This is a genomic window from Pseudonocardia zijingensis (assembly GCF_042657305.1).
In the GTDB taxonomy this organism is placed as follows: domain Bacteria; phylum Actinomycetota; class Actinomycetes; order Mycobacteriales; family Pseudonocardiaceae; genus Pseudonocardia; species Pseudonocardia zijingensis.
Map to the genome: position 1 here is coordinate 187,209 of NZ_JBHSKO010000009.1, position 14,989 is coordinate 202,197.

15 protein-coding genes are annotated in these 14,989 nt (G+C 73.4%); 12 read left to right on the plus strand and 3 right to left on the minus strand.

Annotated features, from left to right (window positions below; genetic code table 11):
- Positions 1-13 precede the first annotated feature (13 nt).
- Positions 14-1,018, plus strand: coding sequence for an amidohydrolase family protein (locus ACFPL3_RS19930; protein WP_343945360.1), 1,005 nt, complete (start codon positions 14-16; stop codon positions 1,016-1,018).
- A gap of 516 nt (positions 1,019-1,534) precedes the next feature.
- On the opposite strand, the gene ACFPL3_RS19935 is transcribed toward ACFPL3_RS19930, so the two are convergent.
- Genes ACFPL3_RS19935 through ACFPL3_RS19945 form a run of 3 tightly spaced genes read right to left on the minus strand, consistent with a single transcriptional unit; the run spans position 1,535 to position 4,367 of the window.
- Positions 1,535-2,341: an IclR family transcriptional regulator gene (locus ACFPL3_RS19935; RefSeq protein ID WP_343945359.1), complete on the minus strand. Its 807-nt coding sequence runs from the start codon at positions 2,339-2,341 to the stop codon at positions 1,535-1,537.
- 32 nt (positions 2,342-2,373) lie between these two features.
- A complete protein-coding gene (locus ACFPL3_RS19940; RefSeq protein ID WP_343945358.1) occupies positions 2,374-3,063 on the minus strand; it encodes a response regulator transcription factor in 690 nt (229 codons plus the stop codon).
- Positions 3,060-4,367 (minus strand): GAF domain-containing sensor histidine kinase, encoded by a 1,308-nt coding sequence (locus ACFPL3_RS19945; RefSeq protein ID WP_343945357.1) that lies wholly within the window; start codon positions 4,365-4,367, stop codon positions 3,060-3,062. Before ACFPL3_RS19945 ends, ACFPL3_RS19940 begins: the two co-directional genes overlap by 4 nt.
- Before the next feature lie 347 nt (positions 4,368-4,714).
- Between ACFPL3_RS19945 and ACFPL3_RS19950 the strand changes: the two genes are divergently transcribed.
- Genes ACFPL3_RS19950 through ACFPL3_RS20000 form a run of 11 tightly spaced genes read left to right on the plus strand, consistent with a single transcriptional unit; the run spans position 4,715 to position 14,988 of the window.
- The gene (locus ACFPL3_RS19950; protein ID WP_343945356.1) at positions 4,715-6,331 is read left to right on the plus strand and encodes an ABC transporter substrate-binding protein; all 1,617 of its coding nucleotides are present in this window, start codon (positions 4,715-4,717) and stop codon (positions 6,329-6,331) included.
- Complete coding sequence (locus tag ACFPL3_RS19955; RefSeq protein ID WP_343945355.1) at positions 6,328-7,335, plus strand: ABC transporter permease; 1,008 nt, start codon at positions 6,328-6,330, stop codon at positions 7,333-7,335. The genes ACFPL3_RS19950 and ACFPL3_RS19955 overlap by 4 nt, the downstream gene beginning before the upstream one ends.
- Positions 7,322-8,191, plus strand: a complete 870-nt coding sequence (locus ACFPL3_RS19960; RefSeq protein WP_343945354.1) for an ABC transporter permease — start codon at positions 7,322-7,324, stop codon at positions 8,189-8,191. The genes ACFPL3_RS19955 and ACFPL3_RS19960 overlap by 14 nt, the downstream gene beginning before the upstream one ends.
- Complete coding sequence (locus ACFPL3_RS19965; RefSeq protein WP_343945353.1) at positions 8,188-9,246, plus strand: ABC transporter ATP-binding protein; 1,059 nt, start codon at positions 8,188-8,190, stop codon at positions 9,244-9,246. Before ACFPL3_RS19960 ends, ACFPL3_RS19965 begins: the two co-directional genes overlap by 4 nt.
- A complete protein-coding gene (locus ACFPL3_RS19970) occupies positions 9,243-10,355 on the plus strand; it encodes an ABC transporter ATP-binding protein (protein ID WP_343945352.1) in 1,113 nt (370 codons plus the stop codon). Before ACFPL3_RS19965 ends, ACFPL3_RS19970 begins: the two co-directional genes overlap by 4 nt.
- 20 nt (positions 10,356-10,375) lie before the next feature.
- The gene (locus ACFPL3_RS19975) at positions 10,376-11,482 is read left to right on the plus strand and encodes an ABC transporter substrate-binding protein (RefSeq protein ID WP_343945351.1); all 1,107 of its coding nucleotides are present in this window, start codon (positions 10,376-10,378) and stop codon (positions 11,480-11,482) included.
- Positions 11,479-12,345 (plus strand): ABC transporter ATP-binding protein, encoded by an 867-nt coding sequence (locus ACFPL3_RS19980; protein ID WP_343945350.1) that lies wholly within the window; start codon positions 11,479-11,481, stop codon positions 12,343-12,345. Before ACFPL3_RS19975 ends, ACFPL3_RS19980 begins: the two co-directional genes overlap by 4 nt.
- The gene (locus ACFPL3_RS19985; RefSeq protein ID WP_343945349.1) at positions 12,345-13,136 is read left to right on the plus strand and encodes an ABC transporter permease; all 792 of its coding nucleotides are present in this window, start codon (positions 12,345-12,347) and stop codon (positions 13,134-13,136) included. Before ACFPL3_RS19980 ends, ACFPL3_RS19985 begins: the two co-directional genes overlap by 1 nt.
- Before the next feature lie 21 nt (positions 13,137-13,157).
- Positions 13,158-13,709, plus strand: a complete 552-nt coding sequence (locus ACFPL3_RS19990; RefSeq protein WP_379589498.1) for a UGSC family (seleno)protein — start codon at positions 13,158-13,160, stop codon at positions 13,707-13,709.
- Entirely contained in the window at positions 13,706-14,761 is a 1,056-nt protein-coding gene (locus ACFPL3_RS19995; protein WP_343945347.1) for a hypothetical protein, read from the plus strand. The genes ACFPL3_RS19990 and ACFPL3_RS19995 overlap by 4 nt, the downstream gene beginning before the upstream one ends.
- Positions 14,758-14,988: a hypothetical protein gene (locus ACFPL3_RS20000; RefSeq protein ID WP_343945346.1), complete on the plus strand. Its 231-nt coding sequence runs from the start codon at positions 14,758-14,760 to the stop codon at positions 14,986-14,988. The genes ACFPL3_RS19995 and ACFPL3_RS20000 overlap by 4 nt, the downstream gene beginning before the upstream one ends.
- The last annotated feature ends 1 nt before the right edge of the window (position 14,989 follow it).

Genomic DNA, 14,989 nt, shown 5'->3' on the forward strand with positions numbered 1-14,989 from the left:
CAGGAGTCCCCGCGTGCTCGTCGACGCCCACGCCCACCTGCTGCCGCGCGACTACCCGGCCGACGCCCCCGAGTGCTTCCCCCGCATGGAGGCGATCGACGGCGACACCGCCCGCCTCCTGCTGTTCGGCGCCACGCGGTTCCGCGCCCGGGACGCGTTCTTCGACGCGGAGCGCCGCATCGAGGAGCAGGACCGCTCGGGCGTCGACGCCGAGGTGCTGAGCCCGATGCCGCCGCTGCTGCGCTACGACCTGCCCGCCGCCGAGGGGCTGTCGCTCGCCCGGCACGTCAACGAGTTCACCGCCGAGCTGTGCGCCGCGGCGCCCGACCGGCTCGTCGGCCTCGGCATGGTGCCGATGCAGGACCCCGACGCCGCGGCCGCCGAGCTGAAGGCGGTGGCCGACCAGGGGCTGCGCGGGGTGGAGATCGCCTCCAACGTGCTCGGCGCGTCGATCGGCGACGAGCGGTTCCTGCCGTTCTACACCGAGGCGCAGCGCCTCGACCTCGCGATCTTCGTGCACGCCATGCCCGGGGCCACCGACCGGCTGCCCCGCTCGGCCGCCGGCACGTACGTCGTGGGCCTGGAGGGCGCGACGGCCGCGGCGTCGATCATCACGGGCGGCACCGCGGCCGCGTGCCCCGACCTGCGGATCTCGTTCAGCCACGCCGCGGGCGGCTTCCCGCTGATGGTGCCCAGGGCCCAGTACTTCTGGGGCGGCACGTGGAACGAGGAGCCCGCCGTCCCCGAGCGCGCCATCGCCCACACCGACGGCCCCTCGCCGCTGGAGTACGCCCGCCGCTACTACTACGACACGATGGTCTTCGACCGCCGCGCCCTGCGCTACCTCGTGGACCTGCTCGGCGCCGACCGCCTGCTCGTCGGCTCCGACTTCCCCGCCATGCCCCGCGAGGAGCCGGCCGGCGCCACCCTGCGGTCCCTGGACCTGGAGCCGGACGTCCAGGAGCAGATCACCTGGCACAACGCGTGGAACTGGCTGGGGATCGACCCGCCGCGCTGACCGGCCACTCGATGACGGGTCAGGGGCCTCCGGTGGCGCCGCGCATCGTGCGGGGCTGCCCCTCCCGGGCATCCGCGTGGGCAGGCCGGGGCCTGCCCACTTGGCGCGCGGCGCCACCGGAGGCCGGTCTCCCGGGCATGATCACGGCTTTGGCGCATTCCCGGGCGAAATCGACCCGGGAATGCGCCAACTCTCTGATCATGGGCAACTGATGGCTCGAAATTGCGCCCCCTGGCCGCCGATCAAGGGCAAATGGTCGCTAGATGATCTCCAAGAGCGACCATTTCTCCTTGATTGCCGCGAGACCGGCCGTTCGCCCTGATCGCTGCGGGAAGCACCTCCTGATGGCGCCGCGCGCCAGGTCGGACAGGCCCCTGGCCTGCCCGCGAGCCCCGCAGAATGCGCGGCGCCACCAGGAGGCCGCGCAATGAGGGCATGATCGTTGCTTCGGCGCAAAACCCGACTAAACGGGTCGGAAAACGCGCCAAACCGGCGATCAAGGCCGCGGCCGGCGCCTCAGTGGCGGGGGTCCAGGGCGCGGGTGATCGCCCGGCTCGCCTGCTTGAGGACGGCCGCGAGCTCCCGGGGCCGGGCGCCCTCGGTCTCCACCACCACGCTGAGGGCGGCCGTGACCTCGCCCGCCGGGTCGCGGACCGGCACGGCGACCACCATGTCGGGCAGCGTGATCTGGCCGCGGGCCACCGCGACGCCGGTCTGGCGGACGTGGGCCAGGGTGCGGCGCAGCTCGGCGGGGTCGGTGACGGTCATCGGGTTGAAGCGCTCCAGCGGCGAGCGCAGCACGGCTTCCTGGAAGTCCGGCTCGGAGAAGGCGAGGAGCACGAGGCCGGTGCCGGTGGCGTGCATGGGCCAGCGGTCGCCGACGCGGCTGGTGACGGCGCGGACGCGGGCGCGGATGGCCTCGACGTACACGACCTGCATGCCGTCGCGCACGCCGAGCTGGACGTTGCCGCGGGTGATCTGGTGCAGGTCCTCGACGTGGGGGAACGCCGCCTCGCGCAGCTCGAGCCCGCGGGGGGCGAGCGCGGACAGCTCCAGCAGGCGCAGCCCCACGGAGTAGCGGCCGGTGCTGTCGCGTTCGAGTGCGCCCCAGTCGACGAGCTCGCGGGTGAGCCGGTGGGCGGTGGGCAGGGTGAGCCCGGCCCGGCGGGCGATCTCGGAGAGCGAGAGGCAGCGGTGCCGCGGCCCGAACGCGTCGAGCACCGACAGGGCGCGCCCAGCGGCGGTCGGTCGGGCCGTCCCGGGGCCACGGCGCCGCACGGCGGGGCGCGGTGCCGGCGCCGGGACGTCCGGGCTCAGGGTCATGTCACACCTCCGTTGGTGGGCGGTCGGGCGGGTCAGGAGCTGGGCGGGGTGACGAGTCCTTCCCGGATGGCGACGAGCGCCGCCTGAGTGCGGGAGGTGAGCTGCAGCTTCGCGAGGATGTGGCTGACATGGGTGCGGGCGGTGCGCTCGCTGATGTAGAGCTCGGCGGCGATCTGGTGGTTCGACATGCCGCGGGCCACGAGGGCGAGGATCGAGCGCTCGCGGGCGGTGAGGGAGGCCAGGCCCGTGGGCGGGGACACGAGCCTGCGGGTGAGGCGGCCCGCGACCGTGGGGTCGAGGTGCACCTCGCCCCGGTCGGCGGAGCGGATCGCGGCGGCGACCTCGTCCGGGTCGGCGTCCTTCAGCAGGTAGCCCGACGCCCCGGCCTCCAGGGCGGCGTGCACGCGTTCCAGCTCGCCGAAGCTCGTGAGGACGACCACCCGGACCCCGGGGTGGGAGGTGAGCACCGCGCGGATCGCGGCGATCCCGTCCATCCGGGGCATGAGCACGTCCATGAGCACGACCTGCGGGAGCCTGCCCTCGGTGGCGAGGCGTTGCAGCTGGTCGAGGGCGTCCTTGCCGTCGACGGCCTCGGCGAGCACCTCGATGCCCTCCGCGCTCTCCAGGTAGGCCGTGAGGCCGCGGCGCACCACCGCGTGGTCGTCGACGACGAGCACGCCGATGTCCTCGGTGGGGGCGGGCTCCGGGAGCGCGGCGCTCACCGCGCCGGACCCGGTCCGCCCACCGGGACGCACACCCGCACGCGGCAGCCGCGTCCACGCTCGCCCGTGCTCCCGTCCAGGTTGGCGATCTCGATCGATCCGCCCCATCGCTCCGCTCGTTCCCTCATCGACACCAGGCCGAGCGCACCCGCCCGTACGTCGGCGGTGAGCCCGCTCCCGTCGTCGCACACCTCGACCAGCACCTGGTCCGGCGGGCCGCTGGTGCTGATGTGCACGGTGGCGCGGGTGGCGCCCGCGTGCTTGACGACGTTGTGCAGCGCCTCCTGCACCACCCGGTACAGGTCCTCCTGCAGCTCGACCGGGAGGTCCCCGACGTGCGGGCTGAGGTGGACCTCGACGTCGACGTCCAGCCCGGAGGTGCCGCGTACCGACTCGGCGTGGCCGCGCACCGCGCCGGCGAGCCCGCGTTCGACCAGCTCCACCGGGTGGAGCTGCAGCACGAGTCCGCGCAGGTCGGTGAGCGCGGTCTGCGCCAGCTCGAGCAGCTCGTCGGCCACCGCCTGCACGCGCTCGGTGCGGACGGTGCGGCCCGGTGCGACGTGGGCCTGCAGCGCCTTGGCCTGCATCCGCATCGAGAAGACCTGCTGCACGACCGAGTCGTGCAGCTCGCGGGCGAGCCGGGCCCGCTCGGCCACCTGGGCGTCGTGGCGGGACCGGGAGAGCAGGTCGGCCGAGTCGACGGCGGTGGCGGCCTGGTCGGCCATCGCCTCGAGGAACTCGAGCGCGGCGGGGCCGGGCGGCTCGCCGGGCTTGTAGAAGGCGTTGAGCACGCCGACGGCGCGGCCCCGCACCACGAGCGGGACCGCGGCGAACGCGTCCCAGTCGGGGGCGCCCATGATCCGGTGCAGCGGGCCCCACGAGGGGTCGGCCATCACGGCGGCCTTGCGGTGGGGCACGACCACCCGGCGGCAGGTGTCGAACGCCTCCACGAACATCATCCGTGCGCCGAGGCGCTTGCACTCCTCGAACCGGTCGGTGAAGTCCTCCGCGTCGGTGAAGCCGGCCTTGCCGACCACCCGCATCGTGCCGCTCTCGACCCGCAGGATCTGCACGGCCGCGATGTGCTCGGCCTGCACCACCTCGTTGGCGACGACGTCGAGGGTGACCGACAGCGACGCCGCGTCGGCCACGCTCGAGGCCGCGCGCGCGATCGCGGCGAGCCTGCGCTGCCCGCGCCGCGCGTCCTCCCGGTCCGGTCCGGGGCCGGGTACCGCTTCGACTCCGCAGTGCGGGCACCGCGAGACCGCCGTGACCCGCTCGCCTCGGGTGAGCACTTCCGTCACGCCGACCCCTTCGTCTGCGTACTCCTCCTGCGGCGTCCGCCTCCGCTGCGCGGCCGCCGGAGATCGGGTCCAGTCTCACCATTGCGGGAGCCGCGTCACAAGGGTTCTGGGCGCCCCGGCCGAGGTCGTTCCGCGCCTGCCCATGCGCTCTACGACATATGTCCGAGACGGGCCGCGGGATCCGTCGCCGGGCTACCGGGCGACCCAACATGTCTTCCGTCCCGCGAAACCGATCTGCACCCCGGCCCGCCCCGCGCAAGAGGCTGTGCGGGCGCCTGGGGTGAGCCCGGTCACGTGCGCCAGCAGTCAGGTGCACGGCCGGGCCCGCGACGAACGGGGAGTACCACGTGAGACGACGCATGCACGCGGCATCGATGCTGACCGCCGCGCTCCTCGTCCTCGCCGCGTGCGGGGGCGGTGGCGGTGGGGGTGGGGGAGCGGCCGGCCCGGCCGCTCCGGCCGGACCGCCGCAGCGCGGTGGCGAGATCACCGTGCTGGAGAACGCGTCGTTCGCGGGCGGCTGGCCCACAGGGCTCGACCCGGCGACGAACACCACCGGCGGCGCCAACATCGCGCAGATGAGCGCGATCTACGGCGGCCTCTTCCGGTTGGAGGCCGCGGACGACGGCAGCGGCGCCGAGGTCGTGCCGCACCAGGCCGAGAGCTACGAGCTGCTCGACGGCGGCACCACCGTGCGGATCACGATCCGGGAGGGCCTGCGGTTCACCGACGGCACCCCGTTCGACGCCGAGGCGGTGGCGTTCAACTTCCGCCGGGCCGTCGACTCGCCGTGCACGTGCTCGCCGACGTGGCCGCTGGCCGAGAACGGGATCACCACCGACGGCCCGCGCACCGTCGTGCTGACGTTCACGCGCCCGTTCGCCGCGGTGATCAACGCCTTCCCGGCCACGAACGTCAACTGGATCGCCTCGCCGACGGCCCTGGAGCAGAAGGGCGAGGAGCAGTTCGCGCTGGAGCCGGTGGGCGCGGGCCCGTTCCGGGTGGTGTCGAACCAGCTCAGCTCCGAGCTCGTGCTGGAGCGCAACCCGGAGTACTTCAAGGAGGGGCTGCCCTACCTGGACAAGCTGACGTTCCAGTCGATCGGTGGTGACCAGCCCGCCTACCAGGCGCTGCTGGCCGGCCAGGCCCAGGCGTACGAAGGGCTGAACACCACGCCGCTGCTGGAGCAGGCGCAGGAGGCGGGCCGCATCTCCGTCACCGTGCAGCCGGCCACCTCGCCGTACGTGGTGCAGCTCAACACGCGGAACGCCCCCTTCGACGACCAGCGGGCCCGCGAGGCGATCTACCACGCCACCGACTTCGGGGCCATCGCGCAGGGCCTGTTCCGCGGCCGCTACCCGGTGAGCCAGAGCTTCACCGGCCCGGGCGGGCTGTTCCACCACGAGACCGTCGAGGGCTACCCCGCCCACGACCCGGAGCGCGCCCGGCAGCTGGTCGGCGAACTCGGCGGGCTCACCGTCACCCTCGGCACGCTCAAGGGCTATGTGGCCGAGCAGGTGATGACGGCGCTGCAGACGCAGTGGCAGGAGGCCGGCATCACCGTGCAGATCGAGAGCTACGAGCTGAACACCCTGATCGGTGAGTTCAACTCCGGCGAGTGGGACTCGATGCTGCAGACCGCGGGGGCGTGGGACCCGGCGGCCGGTGTCGGCGTGGGCTTCCGCTTCTCCTCCGACTCGCCGTTCACCGGCGTGAAGGACCCCGAGCTGGACCGGATGCTCGACACCGCGGAGGCCACGCTCGACCCCGCGGAGCGCGAGCAGCTCTACGTCGACGCGGGGCGCTACATCAGCGACCACGCCTACGCGCCGTTCGGCCTGGCGTTCGCGCCGGCCAACCTCGCCACCGAGGGGGTGTACGGACCGGGGCTGACCACGAAGATCCCGCCGATCGTCGTCAACACCGGCGTCCACTGGGACGAGGTCTGGCGGGCGCCGCGATGACAGCGGCCACGAAGGTCACGAAGGCGAGGCCCCGCCGGTCCGCGTCGCCGAGCACGCGGCTGGTGGGCAGGCGGCTGCTGATGGTCGTCCCGATCATCCTCGGGGTGAGCATCCTGACGTTCTGGGTGCTCGACCTGATCCCCGGCAACGCCGCGCAGCAGCTGCTCGGGCCGGAGGCGAGCCCCGAGCAGATCCGGGCGCTCGAGCTGGAGCTCGGCCTCGACCGGCCCGCGGTGCTGCGCTACCTGGACTGGCTGGGCGGAGCGGTCACCGGCGACCTCGGGACGTCGCTGGTGAACAGCCAGTCGGTCAGCGGCCTGATCGCGGAGCGGATGGCCGTGACCGCGGAGCTGGTGGCGCTCGCGTTCGTCGTGTCGCTCGGGTTCGCCGTGCCGGTGGCCCTGCTGGCGGCGTACCGGCCGGGCAGGCTCTTCGACCGGCTGAGCATGTTCGTGAGCATCACCGGCCTCTCGGTGGCCAACTACGTGCTCGCGCTGCTGCTGGTGCTGGTCTTCGCGGTGGAGCTCACGCTGTTCCCGGCGATCGGGTTCGTGCCCCTGTCGGAGGGCGTGGGCGCGAACCTGCACTCGCTGGCGCTCCCGGCCGCCGCGATCGCGTTCCCGCTCTTCTGCTTCTACACCCGCTTCCTGCGCGGTGACCTCGTCGACCAGCTGCAGGGGGAGGACTACGTCACCACGGCGCGGGCCAAGGGCATCGGGCCGTGGCAGGTGCTTCTGCGCCACGCGTTCCGCAACTCGGCGTTCGGCCTGATCACCGTGGTGGGGCTGAACCTCGGCACGCTGCTGGGCGGCACCGTGATCGTCGAGCAGATCTTCGCCCTGCCCGGGATGGGGCAGCTGATGCTGCAGGCGATCAACACGCGGGACTCCACCGTGGTGCAGGGCTGCGTCGTGGTGTTCGCCGTGGTGGCCGTGCTGGCCAACCTGGCCGCCGACCTGCTCTACGCCGTGCTCGACCCGAGGATCCGCTATGGCAGTCGTTGAGGCCGTCCCCGCGCTCGCCGAGCCGGCGGGCGCGCGCCGCACCGGGAACCTGCTGCGGCACCTGGAGCTCGGGGTGCCTGCCGCGGTGCTGGTGCTGATCGCCGCGGCGTGTTTCCTGGGCCCGCTGGTGCTGCCGGTGCCCCCACCGGTGGGCGGGAGCGTGCTCGACTCCTACCTCGACGCCGGGTCGCCGGGGCACCTGCTGGGCACCGACCCCAACGGCAACGACATCCTGTCCCGGATCCTGCACGGCGGGCGCGCCTCCCTCGTGGTGGCCGTGGCGGTGAACGTGCTCGGGCTGCTGATCGGCGGCACGCTCGGCGCGCTCTCCGGCTACGCGGGCGGCGCGGTCGACACCGTGATCATGCGGGTGCTGGACGTGCTCATCGCGTTCCCGTCGCTCGTGCTCACCCTCGCCGTGGCGCAGAGCCTCGGCGCGAGCCAGACCAACACGATCCTCGCGCTCGCCTTCTTCTCGATCCCGGCGTTCGCGCGGATCTCCCGGGCGGCCACGCTGCGGCTGCGGGAGCTGCCGTTCATGGCGGCCGCGCAGCTGTCCGGCACGCCCGGGTGGCGGGTGCTGCTGCGCCACGTCGCCCCGAACATCACCCCGCAGCTGATCACGTTCGGGATGCTGGGGATGGGCATCGTGATGGTGATCGAGGGGGCGCTGTCCTTCCTCGGGCTCGGCATCCCGCTCCCCGCCCCGAGCTGGGGCAACATGATCTCGCAGGGCCAGCAGAGCCTGTCGGCCACGCCGATGCTGGTGGTCTGGCCGTGCGCGGCGCTGTTCGTCACCGTGCTCGCGTTCAACCTGCTCGGCGAGACCCTGCGCGCCCGGTGGAGCGGCCGATGACGACCGGACGGGTGGCACCCGACGCCCACACCGACACCGACCGCGCGATGGAGAAGCCGCGACCGGCACCGCTGCTCGAGGTGACCGACCTGCGGGTGCGGTTCACCCGCGGCGGGCGCACCGTGCACGCGGTGAACGGCCTGTCCTACCGGCTCGAGGCCGGGCGGATGCTCGCGATCATCGGGGAGTCCGGCTCCGGCAAGAGCGTGAGCTCGCGCGCGCTGATGGGCCTGCTGCCGCCGACGGCGCGGGTGAGCGGCTCGGCGCGGTTCGACGGCGCGGAGCTGGTGGGCCTGCCGGAACGGGAGATGCGCCGCCGCCGCGGCGCCGACATCGCGATGGTCTTCCAGGACCCGGCGCGCTCCCTCAACCCGACGATGCGCATCGGCGTCCAGATCACCGAGGCGATCCGGGCGCACGAGCGGCTCGACCGCGCCGCCGCGAAGGAACGGGCGATCGAGCTGCTGCAGCTGGTGCGGCTGCCCGCCCCGGAGCGGCGCTTCCACGAGTACCCCCACCAGCTCTCCGGCGGCATGCGCCAGCGCGTGATGATCGCGATCGCGCTCGCGGGCCGCCCGCGGCTGCTCATCGCGGACGAGGCCACGAGCGCGCTGGACGTCACCACGCAGGCGCAGATCATGGAGCTGCTCGTCGAGCTGCAGGAGCGGCTCGGCACGGCGGTGGTCCTGATCAGCCACGACCTCGCGCTGGCGGCCAGCTACGCCGACGACGTCGTGGTGATGTACGGCGGGCGTGCGGTGGAGCGCGCGCCGTCGGCCACGCTGTTCGCGTCGGTGCGGATGCCCTACACCCGCGCCCTGCTGGGCGCGATCCCGCTGCTGGACCGTCCGGCGCACACGCAGCTGCCGGTGGTGGCGGGGCAGCCCCCGGACCCGGCCGCGCTGCCCACCGGCTGCCCGTTCCGGCCGCGCTGCGACGCCGCCACCGGCGAGTGCGAGACGGCGCCCGCGCTCGTCGAGCACGAACCGGACCACTGGTGGGCGTGCTGGAACCCGGTCGCGGCGGCCGGGCCGCACCCCGGGGAGGCGCGATGACGACCGCCGAGCTCGATCGGCCCGTCGGCGAGCCGCTGCTGCAGGCCCGCAACATCGTGCAGGAGTTCCCGGTGCGCGGCGCGGGCGGCCTGCGCGGCGGCGTGGTGCACGCGGTGTCGGACGTGTCGTTCGAGGTGCACGCGGGGGAGACCCTCGGCGTGGTGGGCGAGACCGGCTCGGGGAAGTCGACGCTCGCCCGGTCGCTCGTGCAGGCTCCCCGGCCGAAGTCGGGGGAGGTGCTGTTCCAGGGCGCCGACCTGGTGCGGTTGCGCGGCAGCAGGCTGGTGGCCGCGCGCCGCCACGTGCAGATGGTCTACCAGGACCCGTACGGCTCGCTGAACCCGCGCTGGCGGGTGGCGGAGCTGGTGGAGGAACCGCTGGTGGGCTACCGCGTGCGGGGCGCCGAGCGGCGCCGCCGCCGGGTGGACGAGCTGCTCGACCTGGTCGGCCTCGACCCCTCGGTGTTCGGCAGGCGCAGGCCCCGCGAGCTGTCGGGCGGGCAGTGCCAGCGGGTGGCGATCGCCCGCGCGATCGCGCTCGACCCGGCGCTGGTGATCTGCGACGAGGCCGTGTCCTCGCTCGACGTGCTGATCCAGGCGCAGGTGCTGAACCTGTTCGAGCGGTTGCGTTCCGAGCTGGGCCTGTCGTACGTGTTCATCGCGCACGACCTCGCGACGGTGCGGCAGGTGAGCGACCGGGTGGCCGTGATGCACCTCGGGCAGCTCGCCGAGGTCGGGCCCGCCGACGCGCTCTACCGCCGCCCGCTGCACCCGTACACGGCGGCGCTGCTCGCGTCCGTGCCCGGCCTCGACCCGGACACCGGCCGCGCCCGGCGCCCGGTGCCGTTGACGGGTGAGCCGCCCTCGCCGCTCGACCCCCCGAGCGGGTGCCGCTTCCGCACCCGCTGCCCCCGTGCGCAGGCGAAGTGCGCCACCGAGGAGCCCGCGTTGCGCGAGCGCGCCCCGGGGCACAGCGTGTCGTGCCACTTCCCGCTGGACGTGCCGGCGGGCGGGGACGGGGGACCGCGACATCTGACCCGCCCCGCGCCCGACGGCTCGGCAGGACCCGGCGGACATCTGCAGGTCGAGCCCCATGCCGGGGCTTCCTAGCATCCGACTGGACATCCGGCATGGACGCCGTCAGAGAGTGGGTTCCCCCGATGCGCGACAACTCCCCACCCCACCGATCCCGCCGCCGCAGGCCACTCACCAGGGCTTTCGCCGCGCTCGGCGCGGGTCTCGCCCTGGCCGTGGCCGGCTGCGGCGGTGGTGGAACCTCGGGTGAAGCACCCGGCGGGGGCGAGGTCACCCCCGTGACCTTCCTCAACGTCATCCCCATCGAGAGCCTGACCTACACCCCGGAGATCATCGCCAAGGCGAGCGGGCACTTCGCGCGGGAGGGCCTCGAGGTCGAGTTCCAGGTGACCCGGGGCAGCGCCCAGGCGATCCAGACCGTCATCGCCGGTGGCGCTCAGATCACGCGGGTCGGGGACACCGAGATGATGGTCGCCACCGGGGAGCGGGGCGCCCCGGTCAAGGCCGTCGCCCAGCCGTCCCAGGCGTCGACGCTGCGCGTGCTGTCGTCGGCGGAGCGTCCCGTCGCGACGCCGCAGGACATGCGCGGCAAGATGATCGGCATCCCGTCCGAGGGCGGCACCAGCGAGACGCTGGTGGACACCCTCGCCAACTCCGCGGGCCTCGCGGAGGGCGACCTGAACAAGCAGGTGGTGGGGCTGAGCCCGGGCGTGTTCGACCTGGTGAAGCAGGGCCGGATCGACGCCTACCTCGTGGCGATGGACGCCTCGGTGGTGGTGAAGCAGCAGGAGCCGACCGCGGTGGTGCTGGACCCGGCGCAGTTCATGGCCGGTGGCACCCAGGTCTACATGACCTCGCAGGAGACCCTCGGCGACCCCGCGAAGCGCGACGTCGTGCAACGCTACCTGCGCGCGATCAAGGCCGCCATGGAGCAGGTGATCGCCGACCAGTCGCTCGACCAGACCCTCGAGCTGCTCGGCTCGGAGTACGACATCCCGGTGCTGCAGCAGCCCGAGGTGGCGAAGGAGACGCTGCGCACCTACATCGCCAGCTGGCAGGCCAACAAGGGCCCGCTGCTGGAGACCCCGGCCGACAAGTGGAAGGCCATCTACGGCGAGGCCGTCGAGGTGGGCCAGGTGCCCGGCGGGCTGGACCCGAGCGCGTGGTTCACCAACGAGCTGCTGCCCGGGGCGTCGTCGTGACGCGGGGATCGCACGCCGAGGCGGTGGACGACGCGGCCGCCGAGCAGGCCGTCGAGGCGGCAGAGGAGGGCACCGGGAACGTCGAGCTGGAGCTGCGCGGGGTCGACAAGATCTACCGGTCGCGCAGCGGCGCGACGACGCAGGCGCTGAAGGACATCTCGCTGTCGGTGCGCACCGGCGAGTTCATCTCGCTGGTCGGCCGCTCGGGCTGCGGCAAGACCACGCTGCTGCGGATCCTGGCCGGCCTGGTGAGCCCCAGCAGCGGCCAGGTGCTCACCGGTGGGCGCGACCTGTGGCAGGGCGGCAAGCGCGACCTCAAGGCCGCGGAGCGGTTCGGCCTGGTGTTCCAGGACGCGAACCTCTTCCCGTGGTTCTCGGTGGAGGACAACATCGCGCTGCCGCTCAAGCTGCGCGGGATGGACAAGCGCGCCCGGCGGGCCCGCGCCGCGGAGCTGTGCGACCTGGTCGGCCTCAGCGGGTTCGAGAAGTCGCTGCCGCGGGAGCTGTCGGGCGGGATGCGGCAGCGGGCCGCGATCGCCAGGGCGCTGTCCTACGACCCGTCGATCCTGCTGATGGACGAGCCGTTCGGGGCGCTCGACGCGCTCACGCGGGACCGGATGAACCTGGAGCTGCAGAAGATCTCCGTCGTCACGGGGGCCACCGTCGTCTTCGTGACGCACTCGATCACCGAGGCGGTGTTCCTCGCCGACCGGGTGGTGCTGCTGTCCCCGCGGCCGGGGCGGATCCGGTCGGTGACCGGGGTGGAGTTCCCGAGGCCGCGCTCGCTGGACGTGGAGAGCGAGCCCGCGTTCCAGGACGTCGTGCGGCGATTGCGGCACGAGCTCGACGAGGAGGGCGGCTGATGGACCAGAACCCGCGCATGAAGTGGCTGCCCTGGGTCAGCACACCGGTGGTGCTCCTGCTGGTGCTGCTGGCCTGGCAGCTGTCGATCTCGGTGTTCGGGGTCTCGGAGTTCACCCTCCCCACCCCCGCGGCGGTCGCCGGGTCGCTGGGCGGCCTGCTCACCGACGCGACCACCTGGAGCCACCTCCTCATCACCCTGGCCGAGGTGACGGTGGGCTTCCTCGTCGCGCTCCTCACCGGAGTCGTCGTCGGGGTGGTGCTGGGCCGCGCGCAGTGGCTCGAACGCGCGCTGCGGCCGGTGCTGGTGGCCGTGCAGGTGGTGCCGAAGGTCGCGTTCATCCCGCTGTTCGTGATCTGGTTCGGCTTCGGCGTCACGTCGAAGATCATCATGGCGGCCACGCTGGCGTTCTTCCCGATCATGCTCAACGTGATGCTCGGGGTGCGCTCGGTCGACCGCGGCCACCGCGACGTGATGCTCGGGCTCGGCGCGAAGCGCTGGCCCACGTTCCGCGACCTGGAGCTGCCCAGCACCTTGCCCTACGTGTTCGCGGGTATGGAGGTCGCGGTCGTGTTCGCCGTGATCGGCGCGATCGTCGGCGAGTACCTGGGCGGCAGCGAGGGCCTCGGCTACATGGTCGTGGTGAGCCTCAACGCCCTGGACGCGCCGCAGCTGTTCGCGGTGATCCTGCTGCTCGCGGTGCTCGGCTGCCTGTTGTACCTGATCGTCAACGGGGCGAAGCGGTTCATCATCCCGTGGCACGAATCCGTGCTCGGGCCGGAGCGGGCCTAGCGCCCGCAGGGGAGGGCTCTGATGTTCGAAGCGATGGTCGATCCCACCGGCGGCCCGTCCGCCGCGGCCGCCGGGCCGCGGCTGGCGGCGCGCCCGGCCCGGCTGGACGGGCTGGTGGTCGGGCTGGTGGCCAACCCGAAGAAGAACGCGGAGCCGTTCCTCGACGCCGTCGGTGAGCTGCTGGCCGCCGAGCACGGCGCGGCGGACGTGGTGCGCACCCGCAAGACGAGCATCACCGACCCGATCCCGCCGGCCACCCTCGACGAGCTGGTGCAGCGCTGCGACGTGGTGCTCATCGGCGTGGGCGACTGCGGTTCGTGCAGCGCGGCGGCGGTGGCCGACGGGATCGCGTTCGAGGCCGCGGGCGTGCCCGCCGCGGTGATCTGCAGCGACGCCTTCCGGATGAGCGCCGACGCGATGGCGCGGGTGCAGGGCAGCCCCGGCTACACCTACGTCACCACCCCGCACCCGGTGGCGCCGCTGGACGCCGCGGGTGTGCGGGAACGGGCGCGCCTGGCCCTGCCGGAGCTGGTCGGGCTGCTCACCGACCCGGTGCCCGCGGTGGCGCGGTGACGGCGGTGCGGGAGGACGCCACCCGGCTGCACTACGCGCGGGCGGCCATCGAGCACGCCTACGAGCAGGGCTGGACCGATGGGCTTCCGGTCGTGCCGGTCACCGCGGACGTGGTGGAGGAGTTCCTCGCCGCCACGCCGCGCCCGCGGGACGAGGTCGTGGCTGCGGTGCCGCACCTCGGGCGCGAGTGCACCGTGGAGCAGATCGCGGTGAACGCCGCGATGGCCGGCTGCCGCCCGGAGTACCTGCCCGTGGTGCTGGCCGCGTGGGATGCGCTGATGCGGCAGCGGGTGGTCACCGGCGGCGGCTGGCAGAGCACCAGCGGGCCGGCGCCGCTGATCGTCGTGAACGGCCCGATCCGCGCGGAGCTGTCCATCAACTCCACCGGGGGCGTGCTCGGCCCGGGGTTCCGGGCCAACGCGACGATCGCGCGCGCCATCGGGCTCGTCGTGCGCAACGTGTTCGGGATCCGGCCCCAGGAGCTGGAGCAGTCCACCCAGGGCATCCCGGGCCGGTTCACGCTGTGCATCGGGGAGAACGAGGAGGAGAGCCCCTGGGAGCCCCTCGCCACCGAGCTGGGGCTGCCCCCGGGCACCGACGCGGTGTCGGCACTGTTGCTGCGCACCTGCGAATTCGTCGACAACCGGCACACCGAGGATCCCGAGCAGGTGCTCTGGGACATCGCCGACACCGTGGCGCGCACCGGCGCCGCGATCGGGCGGCACTCCTCGGCGGGCCTCGTGCTGGGGGTGGAGCACGCCCAGCTGCTCGCGGCGGGCGGCTTCTCGAAGGCCGACGTGCAGCGCTGGCTCTCCGAGCACGCCTTCCGCACCCACAAGGAGATGCAGCTGGCGGGCAAGAGCCTGGCCGGGCAGGAGGGGCCGGGCGTCGACGAGCACGGCTTGCACGTGGTGCCCGACCCGGACCAGATCCCGATCGTCGTGGCCGGGGCGCGCAACGCCGCGATGTCGATGGTCGTGCGCCCGTTCGGCTTCGGCGGCTGGTCGCGCACCTCCCACCCGATCCGGCCCGAAGGAGGTCCCACCCCGTGAGCATCGACGAGAGCGCGCTCTCCGGGCTGCGCAGCACGCTCGAGGCGGACGACTACCGGATGGCGGTGAGCGAGTCCGGGAGCTCGATCGAGGTGACGATCACCGCGGGGCCGGACGCGTGCGAGGAATGCCTGGTGCCCAAGCCGCTCATGCGCAACATCCTGCACGCGGCGCTCGGCGTGCCGGAGGACGACATCACGCTCGTGTACCCGGCGGACGCGAGCTGAT